Origin of the sequence: Chitiniphilus shinanonensis DSM 23277 (genome assembly GCF_000374805.1) — a bacterium.
In the GTDB taxonomy this organism is placed as follows: Bacteria; Pseudomonadota; Gammaproteobacteria; order Burkholderiales; family Chitinibacteraceae; genus Chitiniphilus; species Chitiniphilus shinanonensis.
In genome coordinates this window covers 1-25,061 of sequence record NZ_KB895351.1, presented here as the reverse complement: position 1 = coordinate 25,061, position 25,061 = coordinate 1, and the positions used below count along the sequence as shown (strand labels likewise).

General features: G+C 65.8%; 17 protein-coding genes. 12 read left to right on the top strand and 5 right to left on the bottom strand.

Features of this window, described 5'->3' with window-relative positions; translation table 11 throughout:
- The first annotated feature begins 105 nt into the window (after positions 1-105).
- The 3 genes from xseA to C556_RS0115270 all read left to right on the top strand — a co-directional run bounded on the left by xseA (position 106) and on the right by C556_RS0115270 (position 3,597).
- Complete coding sequence (gene xseA / locus C556_RS0115280) at positions 106-1,464, top strand: exodeoxyribonuclease VII large subunit (protein WP_018749124.1); 1,359 nt, start codon at positions 106-108, stop codon at positions 1,462-1,464.
- Between the two features lie 293 nt (positions 1,465-1,757).
- A complete protein-coding gene (locus C556_RS0115275) occupies positions 1,758-2,855 on the top strand; it encodes a PLP-dependent cysteine synthase family protein (protein ID WP_018749123.1) in 1,098 nt (365 codons plus the stop codon).
- Between the two features lie 154 nt (positions 2,856-3,009).
- Positions 3,010-3,597, top strand: a complete 588-nt coding sequence (locus C556_RS0115270) for a hypothetical protein (RefSeq protein WP_018749122.1) — start codon at positions 3,010-3,012, stop codon at positions 3,595-3,597.
- A 176-nt stretch (positions 3,598-3,773) separates the two neighbouring features.
- Here the strand turns inward: C556_RS0115270 and C556_RS0115265 are convergent, their stop codons facing one another.
- Positions 3,774-4,679, bottom strand: coding sequence for a 2OG-Fe(II) oxygenase (locus C556_RS0115265; RefSeq protein WP_018749121.1), 906 nt, complete (start codon positions 4,677-4,679; stop codon positions 3,774-3,776).
- A 375-nt stretch (positions 4,680-5,054) separates the two neighbouring features.
- Here C556_RS0115265 and purB point away from each other — a divergent pair, with 375 nt between their 5' ends.
- Both purB and C556_RS20635 read left to right on the top strand, forming a co-directional pair.
- Entirely contained in the window at positions 5,055-6,425 is a 1,371-nt protein-coding gene (gene purB / locus C556_RS0115260; protein ID WP_018749120.1) for an adenylosuccinate lyase, read from the top strand.
- Positions 6,426-6,477: 52 nt separating this feature from the next.
- The gene (locus C556_RS20635; protein ID WP_018749119.1) at positions 6,478-7,959 is read left to right on the top strand and encodes a YdgA family protein; all 1,482 of its coding nucleotides are present in this window, start codon (positions 6,478-6,480) and stop codon (positions 7,957-7,959) included.
- An 83-nt stretch (positions 7,960-8,042) separates the two neighbouring features.
- On the opposite strand, the gene C556_RS0115250 is transcribed toward C556_RS20635, so the two are convergent.
- Positions 8,043-8,729, bottom strand: a complete 687-nt coding sequence (locus C556_RS0115250; RefSeq protein WP_018749118.1) for a VPLPA-CTERM sorting domain-containing protein — start codon at positions 8,727-8,729, stop codon at positions 8,043-8,045.
- A 226-nt stretch (positions 8,730-8,955) separates the two neighbouring features.
- On the opposite strand from C556_RS0115250, the gene C556_RS0115245 reads away from it, so the two are divergent.
- Positions 8,956-9,213, top strand: coding sequence for a DUF3862 domain-containing protein (locus C556_RS0115245; RefSeq protein WP_018749117.1), 258 nt, complete (start codon positions 8,956-8,958; stop codon positions 9,211-9,213).
- A 64-nt stretch (positions 9,214-9,277) separates the two neighbouring features.
- Here C556_RS0115245 and C556_RS0115240 read toward each other — a convergent pair whose 3' ends face one another.
- The 3 genes from C556_RS0115240 to C556_RS21815 all read right to left on the bottom strand — a co-directional run bounded on the left by C556_RS0115240 (position 9,278) and on the right by C556_RS21815 (position 13,973).
- Positions 9,278-10,180, bottom strand: a complete 903-nt coding sequence (locus tag C556_RS0115240) for a ChbG/HpnK family deacetylase (protein WP_018749116.1) — start codon at positions 10,178-10,180, stop codon at positions 9,278-9,280.
- 171 nt (positions 10,181-10,351) lie between these two features.
- Positions 10,352-11,254 (bottom strand): ChbG/HpnK family deacetylase, encoded by a 903-nt coding sequence (locus C556_RS21820; RefSeq protein ID WP_018749115.1) that lies wholly within the window; start codon positions 11,252-11,254, stop codon positions 10,352-10,354.
- 166 nt (positions 11,255-11,420) lie between these two features.
- Positions 11,421-13,973, bottom strand: a complete 2,553-nt coding sequence (locus tag C556_RS21815) for a GAF domain-containing hybrid sensor histidine kinase/response regulator (protein ID WP_018749114.1) — start codon at positions 13,971-13,973, stop codon at positions 11,421-11,423.
- A 180-nt stretch (positions 13,974-14,153) separates the two neighbouring features.
- On the opposite strand from C556_RS21815, the gene rlmD reads away from it, so the two are divergent.
- From rlmD to C556_RS0115200, 6 genes are all read left to right on the top strand, one after another.
- The gene (gene rlmD / locus C556_RS0115225; RefSeq protein ID WP_018749113.1) at positions 14,154-15,686 is read left to right on the top strand and encodes a 23S rRNA (uracil(1939)-C(5))-methyltransferase RlmD; all 1,533 of its coding nucleotides are present in this window, start codon (positions 14,154-14,156) and stop codon (positions 15,684-15,686) included.
- Between the two features lie 157 nt (positions 15,687-15,843).
- Positions 15,844-17,532, top strand: coding sequence for an isovaleryl-CoA dehydrogenase (locus C556_RS0115220; RefSeq protein ID WP_018749112.1), 1,689 nt, complete (start codon positions 15,844-15,846; stop codon positions 17,530-17,532).
- A 386-nt stretch (positions 17,533-17,918) separates the two neighbouring features.
- Positions 17,919-20,528: a type VI secretion system Vgr family protein gene (locus tag C556_RS0115215; protein ID WP_018749111.1), complete on the top strand. Its 2,610-nt coding sequence runs from the start codon at positions 17,919-17,921 to the stop codon at positions 20,526-20,528.
- A gap of 4 nt (positions 20,529-20,532) precedes the next feature.
- Entirely contained in the window at positions 20,533-21,390 is an 858-nt protein-coding gene (locus C556_RS0115210; protein ID WP_083930621.1) for a DUF4123 domain-containing protein, read from the top strand.
- A gap of 25 nt (positions 21,391-21,415) precedes the next feature.
- Entirely contained in the window at positions 21,416-23,944 is a 2,529-nt protein-coding gene (locus C556_RS0115205) for a T6SS effector BTH_I2691 family protein (protein WP_018749109.1), read from the top strand.
- Positions 23,944-24,885: a DUF6708 domain-containing protein gene (locus C556_RS0115200; protein WP_018749108.1), complete on the top strand. Its 942-nt coding sequence runs from the start codon at positions 23,944-23,946 to the stop codon at positions 24,883-24,885. Before C556_RS0115205 ends, C556_RS0115200 begins: the two co-directional genes overlap by 1 nt.
- The last annotated feature ends 176 nt before the right edge of the window (positions 24,886-25,061 follow it).

Genomic DNA, 25,061 nt, shown 5'->3' with positions numbered 1-25,061 from the left:
CAATCCAATCAACAAGTTACAACAACTACATCAACTACATCCACGCTTTGGCCCGGAAATGCCCGCCACTGCTGGATTTTGTGGATTAATCGGGCCGTTCTTGGAATGTTCACCAATTTGTCAAGCGTGTCACACACCCCCGTCAGCATCACCGAGCTGAACCGCCAAGTGCGCGATCTGCTCGAAGGCAGCTTTCCGGTGCTGTGGGTCAGTGGGGAAATCTCCAACTTCAAGCGCTACGGCTCCGGCCACTGCTACTTCAGCCTGAAGGACGCCAACGCGCAGGTACGCTGCGTGATGTTCCGCAACCGCGCGGCGCTGATCGACTTCGAGCCGCGCGAGGGGCTGCTGGTCGAGGCGCGCGCGGTGGTCACGCTGTACGAGGCGCGCGGCGACTTCCAATTGACGGTGGAGGCGATGCGCCCCGCCGGGCTGGGCGGGCTGTTCGAAGCATTCGAGGCCTTGAAGAAGAAGCTGCAGGCCGAGGGCCTGTTCGACGCCGCGCGCAAGCGCCCGCTGCCCGCCTTCCCGCGCGCGCTGGGCATCGTCACCTCGCCCAAGGCGGCGGCGCTGCGCGACGTGCTGACCACGCTGGCGCGGCGCATGCCCGGCCTGCCGGTGGTGATCTATCCGACCGCGGTGCAGGGCGCGGCGGCCGCGGCCGAGATCGCCGCCGCCATCCGCCTGGCCGGGGAGCGCGCCGAGGTCGACACGTTGCTGGTGTGCCGTGGCGGCGGCAGCCTGGAGGACCTGTGGTCGTTCAACGACGAGGCCGTGGCGCGCGCCATCGCCGCCAGCCCGATCCCGGTGGTGTCCGGCGTCGGCCACGAGACCGACTTCACCATCGCCGACTTCGTCGCCGACGTGCGCGCACCGACGCCGACCGCCGCGGCCGAGCTGGCCAGCCCCAACCGCGTCGAATGGGGCAACCGGCTGGATGCGATGGCGCATCGCCTGCAACGCGACCTGATGCGCGCCCTGCAACTGCGCATGCAGCGGCTGGACACGCTGGCGCGCCGCCTGCGCCATCCGGGCGAACGACTGGCGATGCAGCGCGAGCGGGTCGCCATGCTGGGCCGCCGCCTGCTGGAACACCGGACGCGGCGACTGGCGCGCGAGCAGGATCAGCTGTCGCGGCTGCGGCTGAAGCTGGCCTACGTGCGCCCCGACCTGCCCACCGAGCAAGCGCGGCTGGAGGCACTGCGCGGCCGCCTGGCCACGGCGCAGCGCCAGGCCGGCGAGCGGCAGCGCGCGCGGCTGGCGCAGTTGCAGGCACGCCTGGACGCGCTGAACCCCGAGGCGGTGTTGTCGCGCGGCTATGCGCTGGTCGAGCGCCAGCCGGGCGGCGTGGTGACGCAGGCGGCGCAGCTGCGCGCGGGCGACGCATTGCGGCTGCGCTTTGCCGACGGCGCGGTCGATGCCACGGTCACCCAGGGCGACGGCGAGCAGGGCGCGCTGTTCTAGGGCCTTGTTGCAATGGCTTCTTGTTTTGGCATGCGTACTTGCTGCAAGCCCCCGGCAAAGCCGGGCGCGTCACGCAGGGGGAATGCCGGCAACGGCCCTTCCTGCTTGTTCCACTCCCCCCGCCCTCGCCGCCGCGAGGGAGCCTCGCTACGCTCGATGGCGTGGTGGACGATCGGCTGAAAGTGCAGTGGCCGCGCCGGCGATTGTTCCGGTTTGTCCGACCGGGCACTGCGTCTTTGCAGCGCACGGCGCGCCTGCCAAGCTTCGGCTTTCGCGCCCGGAGTGCCCGCCCGATGTTCTGCTCCCGTCACTGGAACAGCGAAGCCATCCGCATCATCGAAGCCGACTACAACCGCTCGGCCGACACCCACCTGATCCCGCTGCCGCTGCCCGGCCTGCCGGGGGTCGACATCTACCTCAAGGACGAATCGAGCCATCCCACCGGCAGCCTCAAGCACCGGCTGGCGCGCTCGCTGTTCCTGTATGCGCTGGCCAACGGCTGGCTGCACCGGCGCAGCACGGTGATCGAGGCGTCTAGCGGCTCCACCGCCATCTCCGAGGCGTATTTCGCCCGCCTGCTCGGCCTGCCGTTCGTGGCGGTGATGCCCACCGCCACCAGCCCGGAGAAGATCGCGGCGATCGAGTTCCAGGGCGGGCGCTGCCACCTGGTGGACGACCCGACCGCGCTGCACGCCGAATCGCGGCGGCTGGCGGCGGCGCTGGACGGCCACTTCATGGACCAGTTCACCTACGCCGAACGCGCCACCGACTGGCGCGCCAACAACAACATCGCCGAGTCGATCTTCAGCCAGATGGCGCTGGAGCGGCATTCCACCCCGGCCTGGCTGGTCGCCAGCGCCGGCACCGGCGGCACCAGCGCCACGCTGGGACGCTACGTGCGCTATCGGCGCCACCCCACCCGCGTCGCCTGCGTCGACCCGGAGCGCTCGGTGTTCTACGACAGCTACGTGCGGCGCGACGACAGCCTGACGCTGGAATGCGGCTCGCGCATCGAGGGCATCGGCCGCCCCCGCGTCGAGCCATCGTTCATCCCGCAGGTGATCGACACCATGTTCAAGGTGCCGGACGAGCTGAGCATCGCCGCCACCCGCTGGCTGGCGCAACGCCTGGGCCGGCGGGTGGGCGGCTCCACCGGCTGCAACCTGCTCGGCGTACTGGCGCTGGCGCACCAGATGCACGCGCGGGGCGAGGCCGGCAGCATCGTCACCCTGCTGTGCGACAGCGGCGAGCGCTACGGGCACTCGTACTACGACGACGGCTGGGTAGCGGCGCAGGGCATGACGCTGGCGCCGGCGCTGGCCGCCATCGAGGCCACCGCCCGCGACGGCACGCCGCCCCCGCCGCTGGCGCGACATACGCGCGAAAACTGAAGCCATTCCCACCCGTGCCGTGCCGGACATCCTGCAGAACGGCGGAAAAACCGCGCCGGGCGGCCGCACGGCACGGTGCGAGACGCCACTATGATCCCCTCCAAGTACAAAGCGCCGCCAAAGAGCGGCCGATACCGATACCGAGGGCTGGGGGATGGAAACGATCAAACTGGCGATCAGGTTCTCGCACCTGCTCGCCGCCTGTTTTGCGCTGGTGACGATCCTGAAGGCCGACCGCCGGCTGTGGTCGTGGCGCCAGCGACCGCTCGACGAGACGCGTCGCCGCTACCTGGGCCGCACCGCCCACCGGGTCACGCAATTGCTGATCCTGTTGTGGGGCACCGGGCTGATGCTGGTGGTGCTGGGCTACAGCGAGCACGGCATGGCGTACCTGGCCAATCCCAAGTTGTGGACCAAGTTCAGCGTGGTGGCGCTGCTCAGCGTCAACGGCTACCTGCTGCACCGGGTGGCGTTCCCGCTGATCAGCGTGCGCCTGCCGCTGACCGGCCTGCCGTTGCAGGAGCGCCTGACGGTGGCCGTGCTGGGCGCCGTGTCGATGACCAGCTGGCTGTTCGCCGCGTGGCTGGGCATCGCCCGCGAATGGAACCAGCGCGAGCCCTACACCCAGTTGATGGGGCTGTACCTGTTGCTGCTGATCGCGGCGGCGGGCGGCGCGATGGCCACCTTCGCGCTGTTCGAAAGCGGCGTGAGCGGCCTGCTGGGGCGCTTCAACAACCGCTGAATGCGGTTGGCAAAACAAACCCCACGCCGTGAACCACAGAGGACAGTGAGAACACGGAGTCACACAGAGCAAACCTCAAGTCCGGCCTTGCTCCGTTTTTCCTCTGTGTTCTTCGTGTCCTCTGTGGTTCAAGACGTGGGGTTTGATGGGCCTCGTCCAGCTTCGACCCTGCGCGCTCAGGCGAAGGCGTGCTGACGCATCCACTTGGTGGCGATCCACTTCTCGCCGCGCTTCACCGGGTTACCGCCGTGCAGCGTCAGCGGGTCCACCTGGCCGTCGCTGTTGCAGTATTCGAAATACACCGCCGAACCCTTGCGCGGAGCCACCGACAGGCCGATCTCGGGGAAGATGGTCTCGCCGCCTTCCTCGACGTCGTTCAGGTACATGATCAACGTCGACACGCGCTGGCCGCCGGTCTTGAGGTGGACATGGCTGCCCGGGTCCTGCTCGGGGAAGTAATCGAAGTGCGGCTTGTACTCGCCACCGATGCGGTAGTTCAGGATCTGGATGCCCTCGCCGTTCTGCAACGGCCAGTGCATCAGCGCCGACACGCGCTCGTCGAGCCGGGTGATGAACTCATTCTCGCGCAGATGGAAGAAGGTGCCGAAGCTGGAGCGGTCGTCGATGACCTCCTCGCGGCCGGTCTGCGGATCGACGATGGTCGAGCGCTTGAGTTTTTTCTCCGACAGCCGCACCAGCTCGTCGCATTCGTCGAGGGTGAGCAGGCCGTCGAGCACCGCCACCACCGGCTTCTCCATGCGCGACACCACGCGCACGTCGCGGTCCGCCGCGCGGATCACCGCGCCCGCCATCGGAAAACGCGGGGTCTCGTAGACATAACCGGTCTGGGCCGCGCGCTGCTGCGCCGTCTGCGCGCCGGCGATCGCCGGCCCCGGCAGCACGCCCGGCATCTGGCCCTTATTGCCGCCCGAGACGAAGTGGAAAACGATGGCGCTGGCGAACATCGGGTCGAAATTCTTCTCGACCATCACTTCGACCACCGACTGCGGGGTGCAGCCGCGACCGAGGTTTTCGGTGATCCAGTTCTGCCAGTCCTGGGATAAATGCGTGATCTTGCTCATCGGGGATCTCCAGCCATCCAGTGTTGTTGTAAGGATTTTTTCCCACATTCTTGAATACAAACCCCAGGTTGTCACCCAATTCCGTTTGTGCGGCGCAATAGGCGACTTGACCGGTCGGGCCATTCTTCGTTTTGCAGTGCAACATGAGCACTGGCGGGGATCGCCCTCGTCAGCGCGGGAAGCCAGCCCGTCCGGCGGCGGCGTGCCCGCTCACTGTACGACCGGTGCCGTCCACGTTCCGCACGTCCCGCCAGCGCCGCCGCGTCGGGTTTTGCCAGCCATTTCAAGCCCCTCGCCCGCCCGACGCAAAGCGCAGCGGCCCGGCCATGGGGGTGTGTTAGAATTTCGGGTTTGATTCAACCGCTTGTGGCACCAATGGAACTCTCCGCACTGACCGCGCTGTCGCCCCTGGACGGCCGTTACGAGAAACAGCTTTCCGAACTGCGTTCCCATTTCAGCGAATTCGCCCTGGTGAAGAACCGGGTGGCCGTCGAAGTGGCCTGGCTCAAGGCGCTGGCCGCCGAAAGCGCGATTTCCGAGATCAAACCGTTTTCCGCCGCCACCATCGCCGAGCTGGATCTGGTGGTGGCGCAGTTCTCCCCCGAACACGCGGTCGAGGTGAAGACCATCGAACGCACCACCAACCACGACGTGAAGGCCGTCGAGTACTGGTTGAAGGAACGCCTGTCCGGCAACACCGAGGTGAGCGCGGCGTCCGAGTTCATCCACTTCGCCTGCACCTCCGAGGACATCAACAACCTGTCGCACGGGCTGATGCTCAAGGGCGCGCGCGACGCCGTGCTGCTGCCGCGCGTGCGCGAGATCGTCGGCAAGCTCAAGGAAATGGCGCACGATCTGGCCGACGCGGCGATGATGAGCCGCACCCACGGCCAGCCGGCCACTCCGACCACGCTGGGCAAGGAGATGGCCAACGTCGCCTATCGCCTGGACCGCCAGCTGGCGCGCCTGGAGAAGATCGAGCTGCTGGGCAAGATCAACGGCGCGGTCGGCAACTACAACGCCCACCTGTCGGCCTATCCGGACATCGACTGGGAAAGCTTCTGCCGCCGCTTCGTCGAGGGCCTGGGCCTCAGCTTCAACCCGTACACCATCCAGATCGAGCCGCACGACTACATGAGCGAGCTGTACGACACGATCAGCCGCATCAACACCATCCTGATCGATCTGGACCGCGACATCTGGGGCTATATCTCGCTGGGCTTCTTCAAGCAGCGCGTGAACAAGAACGAGGTCGGCTCCTCGACCATGCCGCACAAGGTCAACCCGATCGACTTCGAGAACTCCGAAGGCAACCTGGGCCTGGCCAACGCCGTGCTGACCCACCTGTCGCAGAAGCTGCCGATCAGCCGCTGGCAGCGCGACCTGACCGATTCCACCGTGCTGCGCAACATGGGCGTGGGCGTGGGCTACGCCCTGCTCGGCTACGTGTCGCTGCTCAAGGGCCTGAACAAGCTGGTGGCCGACCGCGACGTGATGCTGCGCGACCTCGACCACAACTGGGAAGTGCTGGCCGAGCCGATCCAGACCGTGATGCGCCGCTTCGGCGTGCCCAACCCCTACGAGCAGTTGAAGGAACTCACCCGCGGCCAGCGCGGCATGACGCGCGAAACGCTGGCGGTGTTCATCGACGGCCTCGCCATCCCCGACACCGAGAAAACCCGGCTGAAGGCGCTGACCCCGTGGACCTACCTGGGCCAGGCCGAAGCGCTGGCGCGCCGCATCTGATCTCCATCCGACACCGCCGGCCCGCCGGCGGCCCTCACCCGAGGAAGAGCGCTTGAAACGCAAAGCACTGATCGTCGCCGCAGCCACCGTCGCCGGCCTGGCCGTCGCCTATGGCGGCGGCGCCTGGTGGGCCGGCAAGGCGGCCGAACGCACCCTCAACAAGCAGCACGAGTGGCTGGCCAGCCTGCCCTACTTCGTCGTCTCCAAGCGTGAGTACCAGCGCGGCTGGTTCTCCTCGACCGAGACGGCGACGATCAAGCTCAACCCGCAGCTCTACCGTTTCGCGCTGGCACGCGATGGCGAACCGTTGCCGCAGTTCGAGGTGCGCTACACCCAGCACGTGCGCCACGGTCCGCTGCCGCTGCTGTTCTCCGGCGACCCGCGCCCCTACAAAGCGGTGGTCAACACCGAGTTCACCTTCTCGCCGGAAACCCGCAAGTTTCTGACCAGGCTGTTCGGCGAACAGAAGCCGATCGACATCGAGAACCGCATCGGTTTCACCGACGACGGCCACATGTCGGTGGCGATCCCCGCGTTCGAATACGAGGAGACGCTGGCCGGGGTCAAGGTGAACTGGCAGGGACTGAAGGCCGAACTGGAATACGACGGCGACTTCAACCGGGTGAAACTGGACGCCAAGGTGCCCGGCATGACCGCCGTGGTGCGCGAGCGCGGCCGCTTCGCCTTCGACGGCCTGCAAGTGGCGCTGGACCAGCAGCGCGGCAAGACCGGGCTGATGCTCGGCACCTCCAAGGCCGATGTGAACAGCCTGACGCTGGAGATGACCGACAGCCCGGCGCTGCACGTGGAACTGCAAAAGCTGGGCTACAACAGCCAGCTCACCGAGACTGGCGATTTCGTCGACGGCAGCGCCAACCTGCAACTGGCCAAGCTGCTGCTGGACGGCCAGCAGTACGGCCCGGCCGAGCTGAACACCGAGGCCAGGCACCTGCACGGGCCGACGCTGGCCAAGCTGGGCAAGGAACTGACCCGCCTGCAACAGCAGGGCCTGGATCGCGAACAACTGACCGATGCCGTACTCAAGCTGGCGCGCGACCAGGGCATGCCGCTGTTGGAACACGACCCGCAACTGGCGATCAAGTCGCTGCACGTGCGCGTGCCCGACGGCGATATCCGCTTCGCCGGCAAGGTGGGCCTGAAGGGCTTCGTGAAGAAGGATCTGGAGCAACCGGCCGAATTCGTGAAGAAGCTGAACGCCGACGCCGACTTCAGCATGCCGCGCCGCGTGGTCGAATCCTTGGCGAGCTGGCAGGCGCGCGCCATGTTCGGCGGCACCGACAGCCAGATTGCCCAGGCCGATCTCGACTACCTGGTGAACCAGTTCGTCGAAGGCCAGCTGCAACGGCTGGCCAGCCAGAACCTGATCCGCATCGACGGCGACACGCTGTCGGCGCGCGCATCGCTGGCCTCCGGCCGCTTCGTCCTCAATGGCCGTGAAGTGCCGATGCCCTGGGATCACCCGGCCTCGGTGCCCGAGGAAGACGACGGCGACGACACGGCGACCAGCTACTAGGCGCCATCGACCCGCCCGCCGATGCGGCGTAGCAAAAAAAACGGCCCGGAAACCCGGGCCGTTTTTTCATCTGGCCTGCGTGCTCAGGCCGCGCGGCGCTGGCGGCGCCGGTGCCACGCCAGCACGCCCGCCCCGCCCAGCAACAGCAGGCCGCTGGCGGGCTCGGGCACCGGGGAGGTCAGCGCCACCAGGCGGATATTGTCGAGTTCGAGGTAAGCGCGTCCCGGCAGGACCGAGGAGGCGCCCGGATTTAGCACATCGCCGGCACGGGCGATCGCGGCCAGGTGCCCGTACAGCAGCGGCATCGACGGCCCATCGAGGTGGATGGCGTACTCGAACGACTGCATCGCGCCAGGCAGCGCATCCTCGAAAAACGGGTCCTCGAACAATTTCAGGTTCACCTGCCCGCCGTTCTCGATCTGGTAGCGGCCGCTGAAGCTGACGGTATAGCCATCGATGCGATAGCCGGGCTTGGCCTGGAAATCGAACAGCGCTTCGTAGAAGCCCACCACGCCCAGGCCGAGGTCGTCGGGCTGGCTGGTGGCATGGTCGAGCTTGAACTGGTCGAAGGCCATGCTGATCCCGCCGGCGACCGGGGTGTATGCCGGCTCGAAGTACCTTTCGGGGTTCTGGTAATCGAAGGTCAGGAAGGTGAAGCTGCTGCTGTCGTAGTTGAGCAGCGCCTGGCCTACGTCGATGGTGGCGGGCTGTGCCGACGCCACGTTCCAGCACAACAAGCCGCCCAACGCGGCGAGCAATCGTGCGCTCATGGATGGTTCCTTGGATGCTTGATTCCGCTTTGAACGGCGCGCCACCGCCGCCGATGCGACGACACGACCGATGCGGGCGCCTCGTGCCACCCGGAACGAAGCGGCAAGAATCGCCAATATATCAATCGCTTGTGACAGAAACGGCTATCACTGCCCGGCGGCAGCTGCCCCGGCGCGCATTTCTGCGCTATCGTGGCGCCTCGTTCATCCGCCGTCCCGCTCCATCATGCGCCCGCTCCTGCTCTGCCTGCTCCTGTTGTCCCTCGTCGCGTGCAGCCGCCTGACCCAGGAGAACTACGCCAAGATCGAGACCGGCATGACCCGCGAACGCGTGGTGGAGATCCTGGGCGAGCCGGATCAATCCGACAGCGGCAGCCTGCTGGGCATCTCCGGCGAGCATGCGCAGTGGAAGAGCGGCGGCACCACGGTGACGGTCCAGTTCGTCAACGACAAGGTGATGACCAAGGATATGGAAAAGCGCTGAACCGCACGCAGCCAGACAAAAGCCCCGGCCTGGACCGGGGCTTTTTGATGGGCGCGACGCCAAGCTATCCGGCGCGCAACGCTTCGCGCAATGCACGCATGCCCACCCGCTTGAAGCCGCGCCGGTCGATCTCGGCGGCGAACGCGGCACTCGCCATCAAAGCGCGGTCGGCGACGCGCGTCGGCCAGTCCGGCGCCAGCGCGCGCAATTCCGGCGTGTCGTCCGCCGGGTGGCACACCAGGCAGTTCACGCCGGGCTTGCATTCGTCCAGCCAGCCGCACGCCCAGTCCAGCCGCTCTTCCGGCGTGAGCACACGGTTGAACGGCACCACATTCCAGCGATCGACCAGCACGATATCGCCGGCATCCGCCGCCGCTCGCGCCTTGCGCCCGATCTCTTCGGCCCACTCCAGGTCGATCACGCAGCGCTTGACCAGCGCCGGCGCGTCGTCCACCAGCACCGGCGGCAGGCGATGGGCGCGGCACAGGTCGAGATACAGGTCGACCAGCGCCGGATGGCACAGCGTCAGCATATGGCTGTCGAGATGGGTCAATTCGATGCCGAGCGCCTTGGCCCGCGCCACCTGCGCGGCCAGTTCGCGCGCCACCGCCGGCAGGTCGAGTTGGGCATGGGTGAACCGCGCCAGCGAATGGCAGTAACCGTGCTCGTCGACCAGCCCGCTCTCGGCGGCGTTGCCGGTGAGTGGCGACCAGCGATAGCGCGGGAATTCGCTGTTCAGGGTGAGGTGCACGCCCAGGTCGGCGCGCTCGCCGTACTCGCGGGCCACCTCGGCCGCGTACGGCGCCCAGCTACAGGGCGTCATCACCGAGGCCGACGTCAGCAGTCCGAAGTCGAGCAGCGCCTGCCAGGCGGTGACGGTGGCATGGCACATGCCGATGTCGTCGGCATGCAGGATCAGGACCCGGTCGGTGGCGGCGAAACCAAGCTTCTCTTGCAGGGTGTTCATGATGGCCTTCCTCGGCGAACGATGGCGACGAACCAGTATAAAAGTCCGCCACCACCCGCTCAGGACCTCGCCGGCAGAGGGACAAGCCGGGCAATGTCAATTTGACCCAATGCACCACTCACCCAGCAAAAAGCCCCCTGCCGGGGGCTTGGTGGCCAGGGCAACAAGGTATCACCCCGCGCGCAATGCCTCGCGCAGCGCCCGCATGCCCACCAGCTTGAAGCCGCGTCGCGCGATCTCGGCGGCGAAATCCCGGTCGGCCAGCAGGCGGCGATCCGCGGTGCGGGTCGGCCAGTCGCGCGCCAGCGCGCGCAACTCGGGGGTATCGTCGGCCGGGTGCCCCACCAGGCAATGCACGCCAGGGCCGCAGGCGTCGAGCCAGTCGCAGGCCCAGCCCAGGCGCTCGTCGGGCGTCAGCATGCGGTTGAACGGCAGCACGTCCCAGCGATCGATCAGCACGATGTCGCCCGCCTCGGCGGCAGCGTGCGCCTGGCTGGCGATGTCCTCGGCCCAGTCCATGCCGATCACCGCCAGTTCGGCAAGCGTGGCCGCGTCGTCGAGCAACAGCGGCGGCAGTCGATGGGTGCGGCACAGGTCGATGTAGAGGGTGACCAGCGCGGGGTGGAACAGCGTCAGCATGTGGCTGTCGAGGTGGGTGAGTTCGATGCCCAGCGCCTGCGCACGCGCCACCTGCGCCGCCAGTTCGCGGGCGGCCGCCTCGATGTCGAGCGCGGCATGGGTGGGCTTGGCCTTGGGATGGAAGTAACCGTGCGCATCGACCAGCCCGGTCGCGGGCGACGTGCCGGTCAGCGGTGCCCAGCGATAGCGTTCGAATTCGCAGTTCAGCGTGAGGTGCAGGCCGAGGTCGGCGCGCTCGCCGTATTCGCGCGCCACTTCGGCGGCGTACGGGAACCAGCCACAAGGCGCCATGGCCGAGGCCGAGGTCAGCAGGCCGGCGTCGAGCAGCGCGCGCCAGCTGGAAACGGTGGCTTCGCACATGCCGATGTCGTCGGCGTGCAGGATCAGGACGCGGTCGGTGGCGGCGAAGCCCAGCCGCTGCTGCAAGGTGGTCATGGTTGCTTCCTCGAAATTGAATGGAGTCCAGTATACGAAGCCACGGTCGGACGATATTGCGGCAACGGCCAGGGGCGCAATTCAGGCCATATATAGCGCAATCCGGGCATCGCTCCAGGGCGAGCGTTGCCTGCCCCTTTTGCGGTGCGGCCGCAGCAGATACGCGCTAACGGCGGAGCAAACGCTCGATGGTGACCCGCATCTGGGCCAGGTCCAGCGGCTTGACCAGGAAGGCGTCCATGCCCGCCTCGCGGCACAGCATTTCGCCTTCGCCCTGGGCATTGGCCGTGAGCGCGACGATGGGGCAATACTGGTTGGCCGGATCGGCGCGCAGGCGGCGCGTGGCCTCCAGCCCGTCCATCACCGGCATCTGCCAGTCCATCAGGATCAGGTCGAACGACTCGTGCTGCGCGCACGCCACCGCCTGTTCGCCGTTCTCGGCGACCACCACGTCGTAGCCGAACTGTTGCAGGTAGCGTTGGACCACGCGCTGGTTCACCGGGCTGTCCTCCGCCAGCAGGATGCGCCGGTTGGTCGAGCGCGCGCGCGGCGGCTCGTTCTCGGCCGGGGCCTGGGCGCCGAGCAGCAGATTGCGCAGCGCGCGCACCAGGCCGGTCCGCCCCAACACCGGCTTGGGCAGGTAGCACACCTTTGCTTCGGCGGCCTGCGGCGGGTGCCAGCTCAGCACTACTTCCGCCGGTGCATGCTCGGGGCGGTTGGCCTCGTCGCACAGCACCACTTCGGCCTCGGTGGCCGGCACCCAGTGCACGCCGGCCTGATGCAGATAGGTTTCGATCTCGGCCCGCCACGGCGATTCGCCGTGCCACGCCAGCCGTCGCCCGCGCAGGAAGTCGAGCGTTTCCGGCCACGGCTCCCAGTGCAGCTGCCAATCCCGGCCGGGATCGGTGGGGGCGGCCGGCAGGCGGAACCAGAAGCGCGAGCCCTGCCCCGGCGTGGATTCCACATCGATCTCGCCGCCCATCATCTCGACCAGCAACCGACAGATCGCCAGCCCCAGCCCAGTGCCGCCATAGCGCCGGGTGGGACTGCTGTCGGCCTGATAGAAGCGCTGGAACAACTGCTCGCGCTTGCCATCCTCGATGCCGATGCCGGTGTCGGTCACCGTCACGTAGGGCTCGCCGTGCTGCATGGTCACGATGACCAGCACTTCGCCGCGCTCGGTGAACTTGATGGCGTTGCCGATCAGGTTGATCAGCACTTGCTTGAAGCGCAGCGGATCGCCGACGTAACCCGGCGTCAAGCTGGGATCGATCTGCAAGCGCAACGCCAGTCCCTTTTCGGCCGCCTGGGCGGCCAGCATGGCGCACGCCTGGGCGCTGATCGAGCGCAGGTCGAACGAACGCCGCGCCAGTTTCAGGCGTCCGGCCTCGATCTTGGAGAAATCCAGCAGGTCGTTGATCAGCGCCAGCAGCGCCTCGCCGGAGTGCGCGATGCTGGCGACGTATTCGCCTTGCTCGTCCTGCAACGGGGTTTCACGCAGCAGTTGCAGAAAACCGAGGATGCCGTTGAGCGGGGTGCGGATCTCGTGGCTGACGGTGGCGAGGAATTCGCTCTTGCTGCGATTGGCCGACTCGGCGACATCGCGCGCGCGTTCCAGTTCGGCGGCCTGCTCGGACAGGCGCTGGTTCAACTGGCGGGTCTCCTGCTCCGCGCGCTTCACCCGGATCAGCTGTGCCAGGATCGACGCGAACAGCTTGAGCACTTCGCGCTGGTACGGCTGCAACGGGCGGCGGTGCAGGTAGTTGTCGCAGGCGATCCAGCCGACGAACTCGCTGTCGAGCCACAGACCGGCCAGCGCGTTCCAGCCCCGGCCGACCACCACCTTGTTGTAATAAAGCGGCGCGTCCTCGTTCACCACCACGGTATCGCGCTTGCGGTAGGCCTCCTGGAACATCGGATGCGTGGGCAGCGCGCTCTTGAACCAGTGCTCGTCGGTGAGCGCGCCGTTGTTGTCGGTGCCGTAGGTGCCGGACATGGCCTGGCGCCCGGGGTCCACCTCGAACACCGCCATGCGGTCGAACCCCAGTTCGGTGATGCCGGACGCCACGGCGGCGCGGTACAGCGCATCCAGGTCGGGCGCCTGGGTCAGGGTGAGCGTCACGCCGTGCAGCGATTGCAACAGCGCACGATATTCCTCGGCCCGCGCCAGGCTGGCCTGCAGATGCGCGGTCAGCTCGTCCAGGGTGGCGCCCTGGCCATCGCGGTAGGCGCGCCAGCGATCCGCCAGCAGCCGCGCCAATGCCTCGCACTCCAGGCGGAAGGCGGCGCGGTCGAGCACCATGCTCACATGGACGGCGTCGGTGACATCGGCATAGACGATGCCGGCCATGCCCTCCTCGGTGTAGAGCGGCAGCAGCAGCCGGTAGAGCGGCGCCTCGGGCGGGGTGTCGCTCCAGATCTCCTGCGCGGCGAAGTTGGCCGCGTGCAGCGACACCGCCGGCTCGCGCAGTTGCCAATCCAGTTCCTCGCCGGCCACGCCGTAGAAGTCGGCGGGGCGCTGCGGCTCGACGAACGACAGCGCGCGCTGTCCCGCCATCGCCTGGGCGTGGATCATGCTGCGCCCGTTCACCGGCAACGCCAGCAGCACCCGCTTGGCCTTGAAGGCCGTCAACGCATGCTCGACCAGGGCCGCGGTGAAGGCGCTCCAGTCCGGAATTCGGGTCAGGGTGTCGAGCTGCAGATGGGAAACCGTAGTCATGACGGCATCGCCAGGCGAATAGCGGAGGCTTCATCATAATCGTCCGCGACGGAACCGGGTTTGATGCGAGCGGAATTCGTCGCGCGCAAAACATGCGGTGCTCCTGCCCGACCGTTGCGCGGCGGCCCGTGCCGCCGCCCGGCCGGTATAATGGCCGGTTTTCCAAGCGCCGCCCCCGCCATGACCCGCATCGCCCTTATCGAATCGCTGGACCACGAAGGTCACGGCGTCGCCCACGTCGAAGGCAAGACCATCTTCATCGACGGCGCCCTGCCCTTCGAACAGGTGACCTACAACACCTATCGCAAGAAGCCCAGCTTCGAGAACGCCCAGGTGCAGCAGATCGTGGTGGAAAGCCATCTGCGCACCACGCCACGCTGCCCCCACTTCGGCGTGTGCGGCGGCTGCTCGATGCAACACATGGAGTTCAACGGCCAGGTGGCCGCCAAGCAGCGCGTGCTGGAGGACAACCTGGCGCGTATCGGCAACGTGAAGCCCGAGATGTTGCTGCCCGCCATCTACGGCGCGCCGTGGGGCTACCGCCACCGCGCGCGGCTGTCGGTGCGGCTGGTGCCGAAGAAGGGCGGCGTGCTGGTGGGTTTTCACGAAAAGCGCTCCAGCTATATCGCCGACATGACCGAGTGCCACGTGCTGGTGCCGCACGTCGCGGCGCAACTGCCCGCCCTGCGCGAACTGGTGGCCAAGCTGTCGATCGCCACCCGCATGCCGCAGATCGAGGTCGCCGTCGGTGCGCGGGTGACGGTGCTGGTGTTCCGCAACATGGACCCGATCACCGCCGAGGACGAAGCGCATTTCAAGGCCTACGCCGACACCTGGAAGGTGCAGATCTGGTTGCAGCCCAAGGGGCCGGACACCGCCTACCCGCTGTATCCGCTGGATGCGCCGGCGCTGACCTACGAGCTGCCCGAGTTCGGGGTCGACATGCCGTTCAAGCCCACCGAATTCACCCAGGTGAACCACGCCATCAACCGGGTGATGGTCGAGCGCGCCATCAATCTGCTCGACCCGCAGCCAGGCGAAACCATCGCCGATATGTTCTGCGGCCTGGGCAACTTCACCCTGCCGATCGCGCGCCGCGGCGCCAGGGTGCTGGGCATGGAAGGCAGCACGCAACTGGTGGAACGCGCCTTCGAGGGCGCGCGCCACAACGGGCTGTCGCACCTGACCGACTTCGCCGTGGCCAACCTGTTCGAGATGACTGAGGAATGGCTGGACAAGCTGGGCCGCTTCGACAAGATGCTGATCGACCCGCCGCGCGACGGCGCGATGGAGCTGGTGAAGGCGATCAGCCCCGAACACGGCCCGCAGCGCATCGTCTATGTGTCCTGTAGCCCGTCCACCCTGGCGCGCGATGCCAACGTGCTGGTCAACGTGAAGGGCTACAGCCTGAAGGCCGCCGGCGTGATCAACATGTTCCCCCATACCGCGCACGTCGAATCGATCGCCTGGTTCGAAAAGACCGGCCCCGGCCTGAGCCGCGAGGAAGTGGCCGCGCTGGAAGCGGAAAAGGCCGCGCAACGCGAAGCGCTCAAGGCCGAGCAGAAGGCTGCCGCGCAGGCGGCCCAGGCCGCGCGCGCCGCCCGCGAAGCCGAGCTGGCCGCCGCGCGCGAGGCCAAGCGTGCCGAAAAGGCCGAGCGCCGCGCGCATTACCTCGCCAACCGTGTGGCCCCGGAAGACGAACCGCAAGCCTAGGGCGAATCGACCTTCAAACGTGGGTGCGAAGGACGATTTGCCCTAGACGACTGGATGCGGTGAGGAACGCGCCACCCGCGGATGGCCCGGCCGCCATCCGCCCGGCCGCCTGGCAAAATCGCCGGCAGCGGCCATCATCAAGGCCATGGAGGACCCCATGGCCACGCACACCGTCTTCAATCAGTCCGAACCGCTTGCCGCCTGCAACCTGTTCCTGCGCGACGCGCCACTGGTCGAGGCGCTGACCCGCCACGGCGCCGGCTGGGCGCGCCACGACCTGGCGGCGCTGGGCGAGCGGCTGGGCCAGCCGATGCTGTTCGAGCTGGCGCGCCAGGCCGAGCTGAACCCGCCGCAGCTGTATCGCTACGACGCCCACGGCCAACGCATCGACGACGTGCAGTTCGACCTGGCGTGGCATGCGCTGATGACGGAAGTCACCGCCAGTGGTCTGCACAACAGCCCCTGGGCGCAACCGGGTGCCGGCGCCACGGTGGCCCGGGCCGCGCGCTTCCTGCTGCATGCCCAGGTGGATGCCGCCAGCCTGTGCCCGGTCACCATGACCCATGCCGCCATCCCGGTGCTGCTCGACCACCAGGACAGCCTGCCGCTCGGCGCGTGGCGACCCATCCTGCTGTCGAACCAGTACGACCCGCGCCCACTGCCGGCCGCCGCCAAGGATGGCCTGCTGCTGGGCATGGGCGCCACCGAGAAGCAGGGTGGCTCGGACCTGCGCGCCAACACCACCCGCGCCCGGTCGGACGGCGTCGGCGGGCCGGGCGCGGTCTATCGCCTGACCGGCCACAAGTGGTTCTTCTCGGTACCGCAAAGCGACGCCCACCTGGTGGTGGCGCAGGCGGATGGCGGACTATCGTGCTTCCTGCTGCCGCGCCTGCTGCCCGACGGGCGCCGCAACGCGCTCCGTATCGAACGGCTGAAACACAAGCTGGGCAATCGCGGCAACGCCAGCGCCGAGGTCGAGTTCGACGACGCGCTGGGCTGGCTGATCGGCGAGGAAGGCCAGGGCGCACGCCTGATCGCCAGCGTGGCCAACCGCACCCGGCTCGACTGCGCACTGGGCAGCATCGGCCTGATGCGCCGCGCGCTGACCCTGGCATTGCACCACGCGGGCCAGCGCCACGCCTTCGGCCGTCCGCTGATCGAACAACCGTTGATGCGCAACGTGCTGGCCGATCTGGCGCTGGAACTGGAAGGCGCCGTCGCCCTGGCGATGCGCCTGGCCGCCGCCTGGGACAACGAAGCCGAACCACAGCAGGCCGCCCTGGCCCGCGTGCTCACCCCCGCCGCCAAATACCTGCTGTGCAAGCGCGGCCCCGGCTTTGTCGCCGAAGCCATGGAAGTGCTCGGCGGCAACGGCTATGTGGAGGAAAGCGACCTGCCGCGCCTGTACCGCGAGATGCCGGTGAACAGCATCTGGGAAGGCGCCGGCAACATCATGGCGCTCGACGTGCTGCGCGCCCTGAGCCGCGACCCCGCCACCCTGCCCGCGCTGCACGCCGAACTGAGCCGCGTGCGCGGCCAAAATCGCCACTACGACGCCACCCTCAACTACCTGGCCACCCTGCTGCATGCCGCCGAGCCCGCCACCCTGCGCATCGTCAGCGAACTGCTGGTGCAGCTGATCGCCGCCGGCGAACTGCTGCAACACGCGCCCTCCCCCATCGCCGAAGCCTGGTGCGCCGCCCGCCTGGGCACCCGGCACCAGCAATACGGCGCTTTCAACGCGCCGGAGGCAGTGGCGTTGCTGCTGGCGCGAGCGTGGCGTGAAGGCGGTGACGACGATGGGATCGGGCGTGGCGGGGTGGTGGATACGCTTGGGTTGGGGTGAGGGCCCAGTCGGAAACGAACGCGGGGGTCAGCTTTCGCTGCCCCCTTGTTTTATCTGCTCGGAGCGGCGGGATTCGAACTCGTCTGGCTTATTTCTTTCAGGACATTCGCGCGCCTGACCAGAACCGCTGCGCTGAGCTTTGATAGCCGCTCCAGGCCCAGCCTCGGCAATTGCGCCACCTCATATGCGGGACAAGTCGCGATACCCGCTGACCACCATTTTCACGGGTCAGGCTGTGATGTCCCCGCCCTGTTCTCTTCCTCCAACTCGACCATTCACCACCGACCAGTGGCCCATCGCGAACAAACACTTGCTCGAATGCTTAGAGCATCTTTACCATCCCACCTGACAAATATTGTTGGATACAAGTCGTGGATTTGTCCAATATGCTGGCTTCCTTCGCCAGCGCCTTCACCCAGACTCAGCGGTTGCTGACCCTGCACCTGGGCGATGGCAGCGCCTACGGCGAGCAACTGCTGCCCCAGTCGGTCGCCGGCGAGGAGGCGCTGTCCCAGCCCTATCGCTACGTGGTGGAATGCCTCTCTCCCGATGTTGGGCTGGAACTCAAATCGCTGCTCGGGCTACCGGCGCAGCTCAGCATCCTGACAGCCGATGGTGACAGTGTGCGGCGTTGTGGCATCGTCACCCAGATGCGGGCGCTACCGTCGGATGGTGGCTTTGCCCGTTACGGCCTGACCATCGAACCGCCGCTGGCGCTGTTGGCGCATCGCCGTTCCAGTCGGGTGTTCCAGGACCAGACCATCCCTGAAATCGTCCAGGCGATGCTCGACGAGCATATCGCCACCAACCCGGTGTTCGGCGCCAGCTTTGCAGTGCGTTTCGATCTGGTCGAGACCTACGCCCCGCGCTCCTACTGTTTGCAGTACCGCGAGAGCGATTTCGCTGCGATCAGCCGGTTTTTGGCGGAGGAAGGTCTCGCTTATCGCTTCGAGCACGAGGCAGGCGACACGCCCAAAACCACCTTCGTCGTGTTCGACGACCCATATTCGTTGCCGCAGGCCCGCCACGGCCGCATCCGCTTCCACCGCGCCGATGCCACCGAGGCCGAAGACAGCCTTACTGACTGGACCAGTACCCGGCAACTGGGGCCAAGCCAAGTGGCACTGGCCAGCTTCGACTACCGGCCGGTATTCACTCAGCAGGCGGGTGAAGCCTCGCTGATCGATCAAGGTGCCGGCGGCAGCCAGGCCGAGAGCAGCCTGGAGCACTACGACCCGCAAGCGCTGTACTACGCCGCCGACGGCGAACAACTGGGCCGCTACGCCCAACTGCGGCAACAGGCGTTCGACCGTCAGAAGAAGTCCTTCAGCGGTAGCGGCACGGTGCGTGGGATCCAGGTGGGCGAGTGGTTCCAACTGGCCGACCATCCGCTACACGACAGCGACGCGCCGGAGCAGCGCGAGTTCGTCGCCAGCCAGCTCAGCTTTACCGCGCACAACAACCTGCCGGGCGACTTGCTGAAGTTTTTGGCGCAAAACCAGACTCCGCCGCAACCGTTCACGGTCCAGCTCGAAGCGCAACGCCGCGGCATCCCGCTTCCCCCCGATTACGCCGACAGCACCCACGCCAAACCCACCGCCCTAGGCGTGCAGACCGCCACCGTGGTCGGGCCCGAGGGCGAGGAAATCCACACCGACCAGTACGGCCGGATCAAGGTGCAGTTCCACTGGCAACGGCCGCAGGAGCACCCCGAATTCGGCGCCAACCTGGACGATCGTTCCTCGTGCTGGCTGCGCGTCGCCTATCCCAGCGCGGGGGCCGCCTGGGGCCACCAGTTCATCCCGCGCATCGGCCAGGAAGTGCTGGTCGACTTCATCGAAGGCGACATCGACCGGCCGCTAGTCAAGGGCGTGTTGTACAACGGCAGCCACCCGACCCCGGCGTTTTCCGGTGCTGGCAGTCTTCCCGCCAACAAGACGCTGTCCGGCATCCAATCGAAGGAATACCAGGGCAGCCAGTACGGCGAACTGCTGTTCGACGACACCCAGGGCGAAGTGCGCACCAAGCTCAGTTCGGAGCATGGCAAGACCCAGCTGAACCAGGGTTATCTGACCCACCCGCGCAGCGACGGCAAGGCCGAACCGCGCGGTGAGGGTTTTGAGCTGCGTACCGACCGCCAGGGCGCGATCCGCGCGGCCCAAGGCCTGCTGCTTTCCACCGAGGCCAAGCCCGGCGCCAGCGGCCAGCAACTGGATCGGGAACAAGCTCAGAGCCAGCTCGAAGCCGCACAGCAACTGGCGCAGACCCTCAGCGATACCGCCGCCCAGCAGTTGGCCGATGCCAGCGAAATCGGCCCGGAGACGCTGGATGCCGAAGGCGCGAAACAGGCCAGGTCGCAGCAAGGCCATCTCAATCATCTGAACGCAGCGCTCAAGGCCTGGGCAGCGGGTTCCAATACCGACCCCGATGGCAAGACCGCATCGGATCAACCGGGGCAACAAGCGATCCTGATCGCCAGCGCCCCGGCCGGCATCGGCCTGACCACGCCCAGCGAATTGGTGTTCAACACCGGCTACAACCTCGACACCATCAGCCAGCGCGATACCCAGCAGACCACCGCCCGCAGATGGATTCACAATGTGGGCAGCAAGATCAGCCTGTTCGTCCAAGGTGTGGCGGATCAGATCAACCTGAAGCTGATCGTGGCCAAGGGGCATGCCAACCTGCATGCGCAGGCGGGCGATGTTGAAGTCATCGGTGACAAGAACGTGCGCCTCTACGCCAACAAGCAGAAGTTCACCCTGGCGGCTGGGCAGGAACTGCTGGCCACCTGTGGCGGTGCCTATATCCGGCTCAAGGACGGCAATATCGAAATCCATGCGCCCGGCTCGGTGAGCTTCAAGGGCAGTGGCTTCGACTTCAGTGGACCGGCCAGCATGTCGTTCACCAACGACATGCCGCAAGACAAGGTTTGCGCGGCGCAAAACCAGGTCGCCGTGGCACAAGGTGGCGCGACCGTTCCGGTCGGGGATTGACTGCATGCCACCTGAGTCCCCCCAAGCCTTGCTGGGCAGGCATCACTGCGCCATCGTGGATCGGGCCGCCATCAACCCGGCCCCCTGGCATGGCGATCTGCCACTACGTCCGCTGATACCGAGCCCGCTGCAATCGGATGCGGACAAGATGCCCGCCTTGTTGTCACTGGGCGCCCTGACCACGCCACAACGGGAGCTGGTCTGCGACAACCTGCTGGCCGCACAACAAGGCGAAGACGAGGGTCTACTGGCCTGCCTGCTGGAAGCCCCGGGAGACATCGATCAACTCGCGAGGCATCTCACCAGCCGACTGTTGCTGCGCTCTCCGCAAGGGCGGGTACTACTGCGCTACTACGATCCTCGGGTATTCGCCCACCTCACCTGGATCCTGAATCCGCCGCAGTTGAACGACCTCTTCGGCCCCATCACGCAATGGACCTGTTACTGGAAAGGAAGCTGGGCCAGCATGCACCGCACGCAGGAGCCGGCGCCCGGGCAGTACTGGGGCGTGAATCGGCCACAACGCCTGCAACTGGATCGGGTGGGCTTGATCAACGCCACCCTGAGCAGCGAGCTGGCGATCGATCACCCGGCGTGGCGCGACCTTGCGGCACTCGCCATCGTGGCAAAGCAAACCGATGCCGCGCTGGGCACCGCACAACTGCGCTATGGCTTGCAGGACGAAGCCGACCTGATCGAATTTGCCTCGCAGGCGCTACGCCACGGCGCGGCGTTCCATCTGGATGTCCGTATCCAACAGTTGCTGGCGCGCGTGCGCGCCGGCCACACCACCTACGCCGACGCCTGCGCTTTGAGCGACGCACCGGCATGGGCCGGCATTGCCGGCCACCCCGCACACTGAGCCGCTTTTCCGAGAACCGATAGCCATGAGCGAATGCAAAACCAAGTGCAAGATGTGCGACAAGCGTGGTCTGCCCATCCTGCTGACCCGCTATGCCATCGCCCCGCATGACTCGGGGGCTCCGGCGGTACAGGGTGGCTTCATCGTCACAGATCAGGGCGGAGCCAAGATCGAGCTGAAGGACGCGGCGATGTACACCCAGCGCCTGCTGCGCAGCGGCTATCTCTATGTGTTCGACGAAAAGCGCAACCGCTGGCACGCCTACTTCATCACCCCCGACGGCTACTACATGCCGTTCGACCTGCCCAAGACCGGCCCCACCCCGCCGGCCATCACCGGCGACCCCAAGAAGATCGTCCCGTGCAATCCCGAGAAGAACGGGATCATTGCGGGCTGCATTACCCTTTCCACGCCGACCGAGGCCGGCAAGGTATGGTTTGGCTTCTCGGATGTGGAATGGACCAAAGCGGTGTGGCAGCGCCATCAGGATGCCAGCTATCGCACCTTGCACATGCGCGAGTTCGACGTGGCGAAGTGGCTGGCCTCCGGTACCCACCGCCATACGGGCGGCATCCACCTGCACGCCAGCTATATCGCCGAGTACGCCACCGGCGTGAGCAAAAAGACCTTCGCCTTCAGCCCGGCGCAGTTCAACCAACGCACCGGCCAGTCGAAAGGACTGATCCACGACTTCGAGAACCTGAACCGCGGCAAGGGCGCCTTCGTGGCGCTGAACGACCCGGCGGGACTGGCAATGGATCTGGCGGCGCTGATGACCAGCACGCTCAATGCCTTCATGACGCGCACAGACCATCACCGCAAACTGACCGTGAGTACCGCGATCCAGAGCATTCAGGCTGGCATCTATCGCCATGCCGAAGAAGAGGCCCTGGCAGACGCCGACATGGCGCAAAGTCAGATGCTGGCACAAAGCAGCGGCATGCTCCTGCTCACCGAGAGCGGCCGACGCAGCTACGACGCCATGGGCAAGGTCTCGGCCGAGACACTGGAAGACTACAAGGTGGATGCCTGGAAGAAGTATCAGGCCAGCTATCACGAGTCGGACCGCGCGAAGTTTCAGAAAGAGTTCGACAAGAAGCTCGGCGAACTGGATACCCACTACATCGCCCCACTGGCGGTGGCCCACGCCGCCTGGATGAAAAGCCAGCGCATGGCCCATGCCTTCGAATGCAATTTCGATGAACACAACACCGACAGCGGGCAGGTCTACACCAGCGTGCTCTCGCTCTGCGTCGGCGCCACCCAGGACAAGCAGGCCTGCTTCGATCTCTACAGCGAATGGATGCATGGCCGCCTGGACGACAAGAAGAACCTGTTGTTACGCGGACTGATCCTGAATCAAGGCGAATACGCCAAGGTGATCGCCAAAGGTGCCACGGTCAGCGTCGATCCGCGGGGCCTGCCGTGGGATGGCATGATCGGCGGGGTAGGCGCCTCCATCGACCGCACCTTGGAAAACAAGCCCGACCTGATCGGACGGCTGATCGTGCAAATGGCGGGGCCCATCATGCGCAGCATGAAGACCGTCGCCGAGAGCGGCGCCCTGCCCGAGGCCCTGGTGGCCGTAGGCGTCGTCAGCAAGGCGCCGATCCTGCGGATCGAATTCAAAGGTAACCTGCGCGATTTTCAGGCGTATGTGGTCGAGGAACTGATCAAGGCCCGCGGCGAGACGCTGCCGCCGCACGGCCTCAAGGCGGCGGTCAATCGCGAGTTGCGGCTGATGCAGATCAAGGGCGTCAAACTCGAAGGAACAAGGCAGAAGAAGTTCCTGGTCATCGCCGGCCTGGACGACCTCAAGCGTGTGTCCGCCAGCGGCAAGCAAACCGAGCGCGCCAGGGCCCTGGCCAAGGCGCTGGCCAATGTGGACGACCTGCGCAAGATGGAGCTGTCGCGCTGGCGGCAAAGCGTGAACAAAGGCGTGATCCGCCTGAAAGGCTCGCTACCATTGGCCTTCGGCGCCCTGGCGGCATTGTTGCAGTGGGTGGCACTGGGCAAACTGACCGAGGACCTGGAAAAGGCCAACAAGACCGGGCAGGACAAGGCCGATGCCACATGGCGTTATCGAGCCGGCTGGGCGGCTTTTGGGGGAACGGTGGCGGAGTCGCTGGGGACTGCGGTTTCCAAAATTCCACTCGCCGCGTTGAGGTTGGGGCCGGCTACCGCCAACTTGCTTGTCGACGCGCTACGGCTCGGGGGTAGGACACTGGGCTTGCTAGGCGCCGGCATTGTTGCTTTCTGGGACGCCCGCAAAGGGGTCACTGAACTCAATAACGAAAACTACGGTCTTGCGGGGGCTTACTTCTTGTCTGCCACTCTGGGGGTAGCGGGCACACTGGTCATTATGCTTGGCACCTTTGCTGCGGCTACGGGGATCGGGATCATCCTCATCCTGCTGGCTTTGTGCATCTCAGTACTCATTGAGCACTTCAAACCCAACCCGGTCCAGGAATGGTTGAAGAAGAGCTTTTTTGGCGACAAGGGATTTCGTTCGCTCGATGAAGAAATGCTGGAACTGAAAAGGATTTACGAGTAATGGATTACGCTGGACTCACCGCCAAGTACAAGGTCAATCGCCCATTGAGCGAAAAGGAAAAGCAGCACCAACTGTCGCAAACCAAGGCCAGCTCCGCCGAGCCGTTGGCTCAACTTTCGGTGATCCGAATGAATTCGACCTACCTGGAATGCTGCGACAAGTTTTACACCTGGAAGGGACTGATGACGGCATTTACAGGCTTTGTGATCTTGCTCTTCGCATATGCGTTTGTGTCTGTGTTGGTAGTGGCCCTGACGAAATACCCCGCCACAGACCCAGCAAAACAGTCTGAATTTCTTCTGTTCGTTCCCCTTAGCCTTGTTATTGTTTCCATTCCTATACCACTGGCCCTCTGGTTCCTTAAAAAGGAAGCCTTCCGCTACACCCACTACCCACTGCGCTTCAACCGCAAGACCGGCATGGTGCATGTATTTCGTCTGGACGGCACCACGCTGAGCGTGCCCTGGCGCGAGATTCATTTCGCGCTCAACCCGGCGCAGATGCGCAATTTTTGGGAAGTGCGCGGGCATGTGCTCAGCGAGGATCGCTCCACGGTGCTCGAGACCTTTGTGCTGCCAACCTTTGCCAGTTGGGGAAGCCCTTACCTGTTAGCCCAATGGGAGTTCGTGCGCCGCTATATGGAAAAGGGCCCCACCCAATTACTGGACCTGGTGCAGTACCCGCTGGATATCGCCGATCGGCGTGAAACTTTCTGGTTCGGTTTTCAACGTCTGATGGCAGAGTTCAGCGTCGCACCATTGCTGGCATGGCTTATGTCTCCATTACTTTTCCCACTCGCCATCGTTCGCTGGGTCACGATGCACACCTGCAAAATCCCGCAATGGCCAGAGGAAGTGGCAGCGCAAAGCGAAGTCGATCCTAAAGATCGCTACCAGCGTGATGCACAGCACCCCTATGTGCCGCCACAGCAACAGAATTGAAGCCACTGTCTTGATCTATCCCTTTCCATGCTCACCGAGCTCAATCCTTAACTCAGAAATGTTGGAACTCAAACGGATTTACGAGTAATGGATTACGCTGGGCTCACCGCCAAGTACAAGGTCAATCGCCCATTGAGCGATGCTGAAAAGCAGCACCACCTGCCACAGACCAAGGC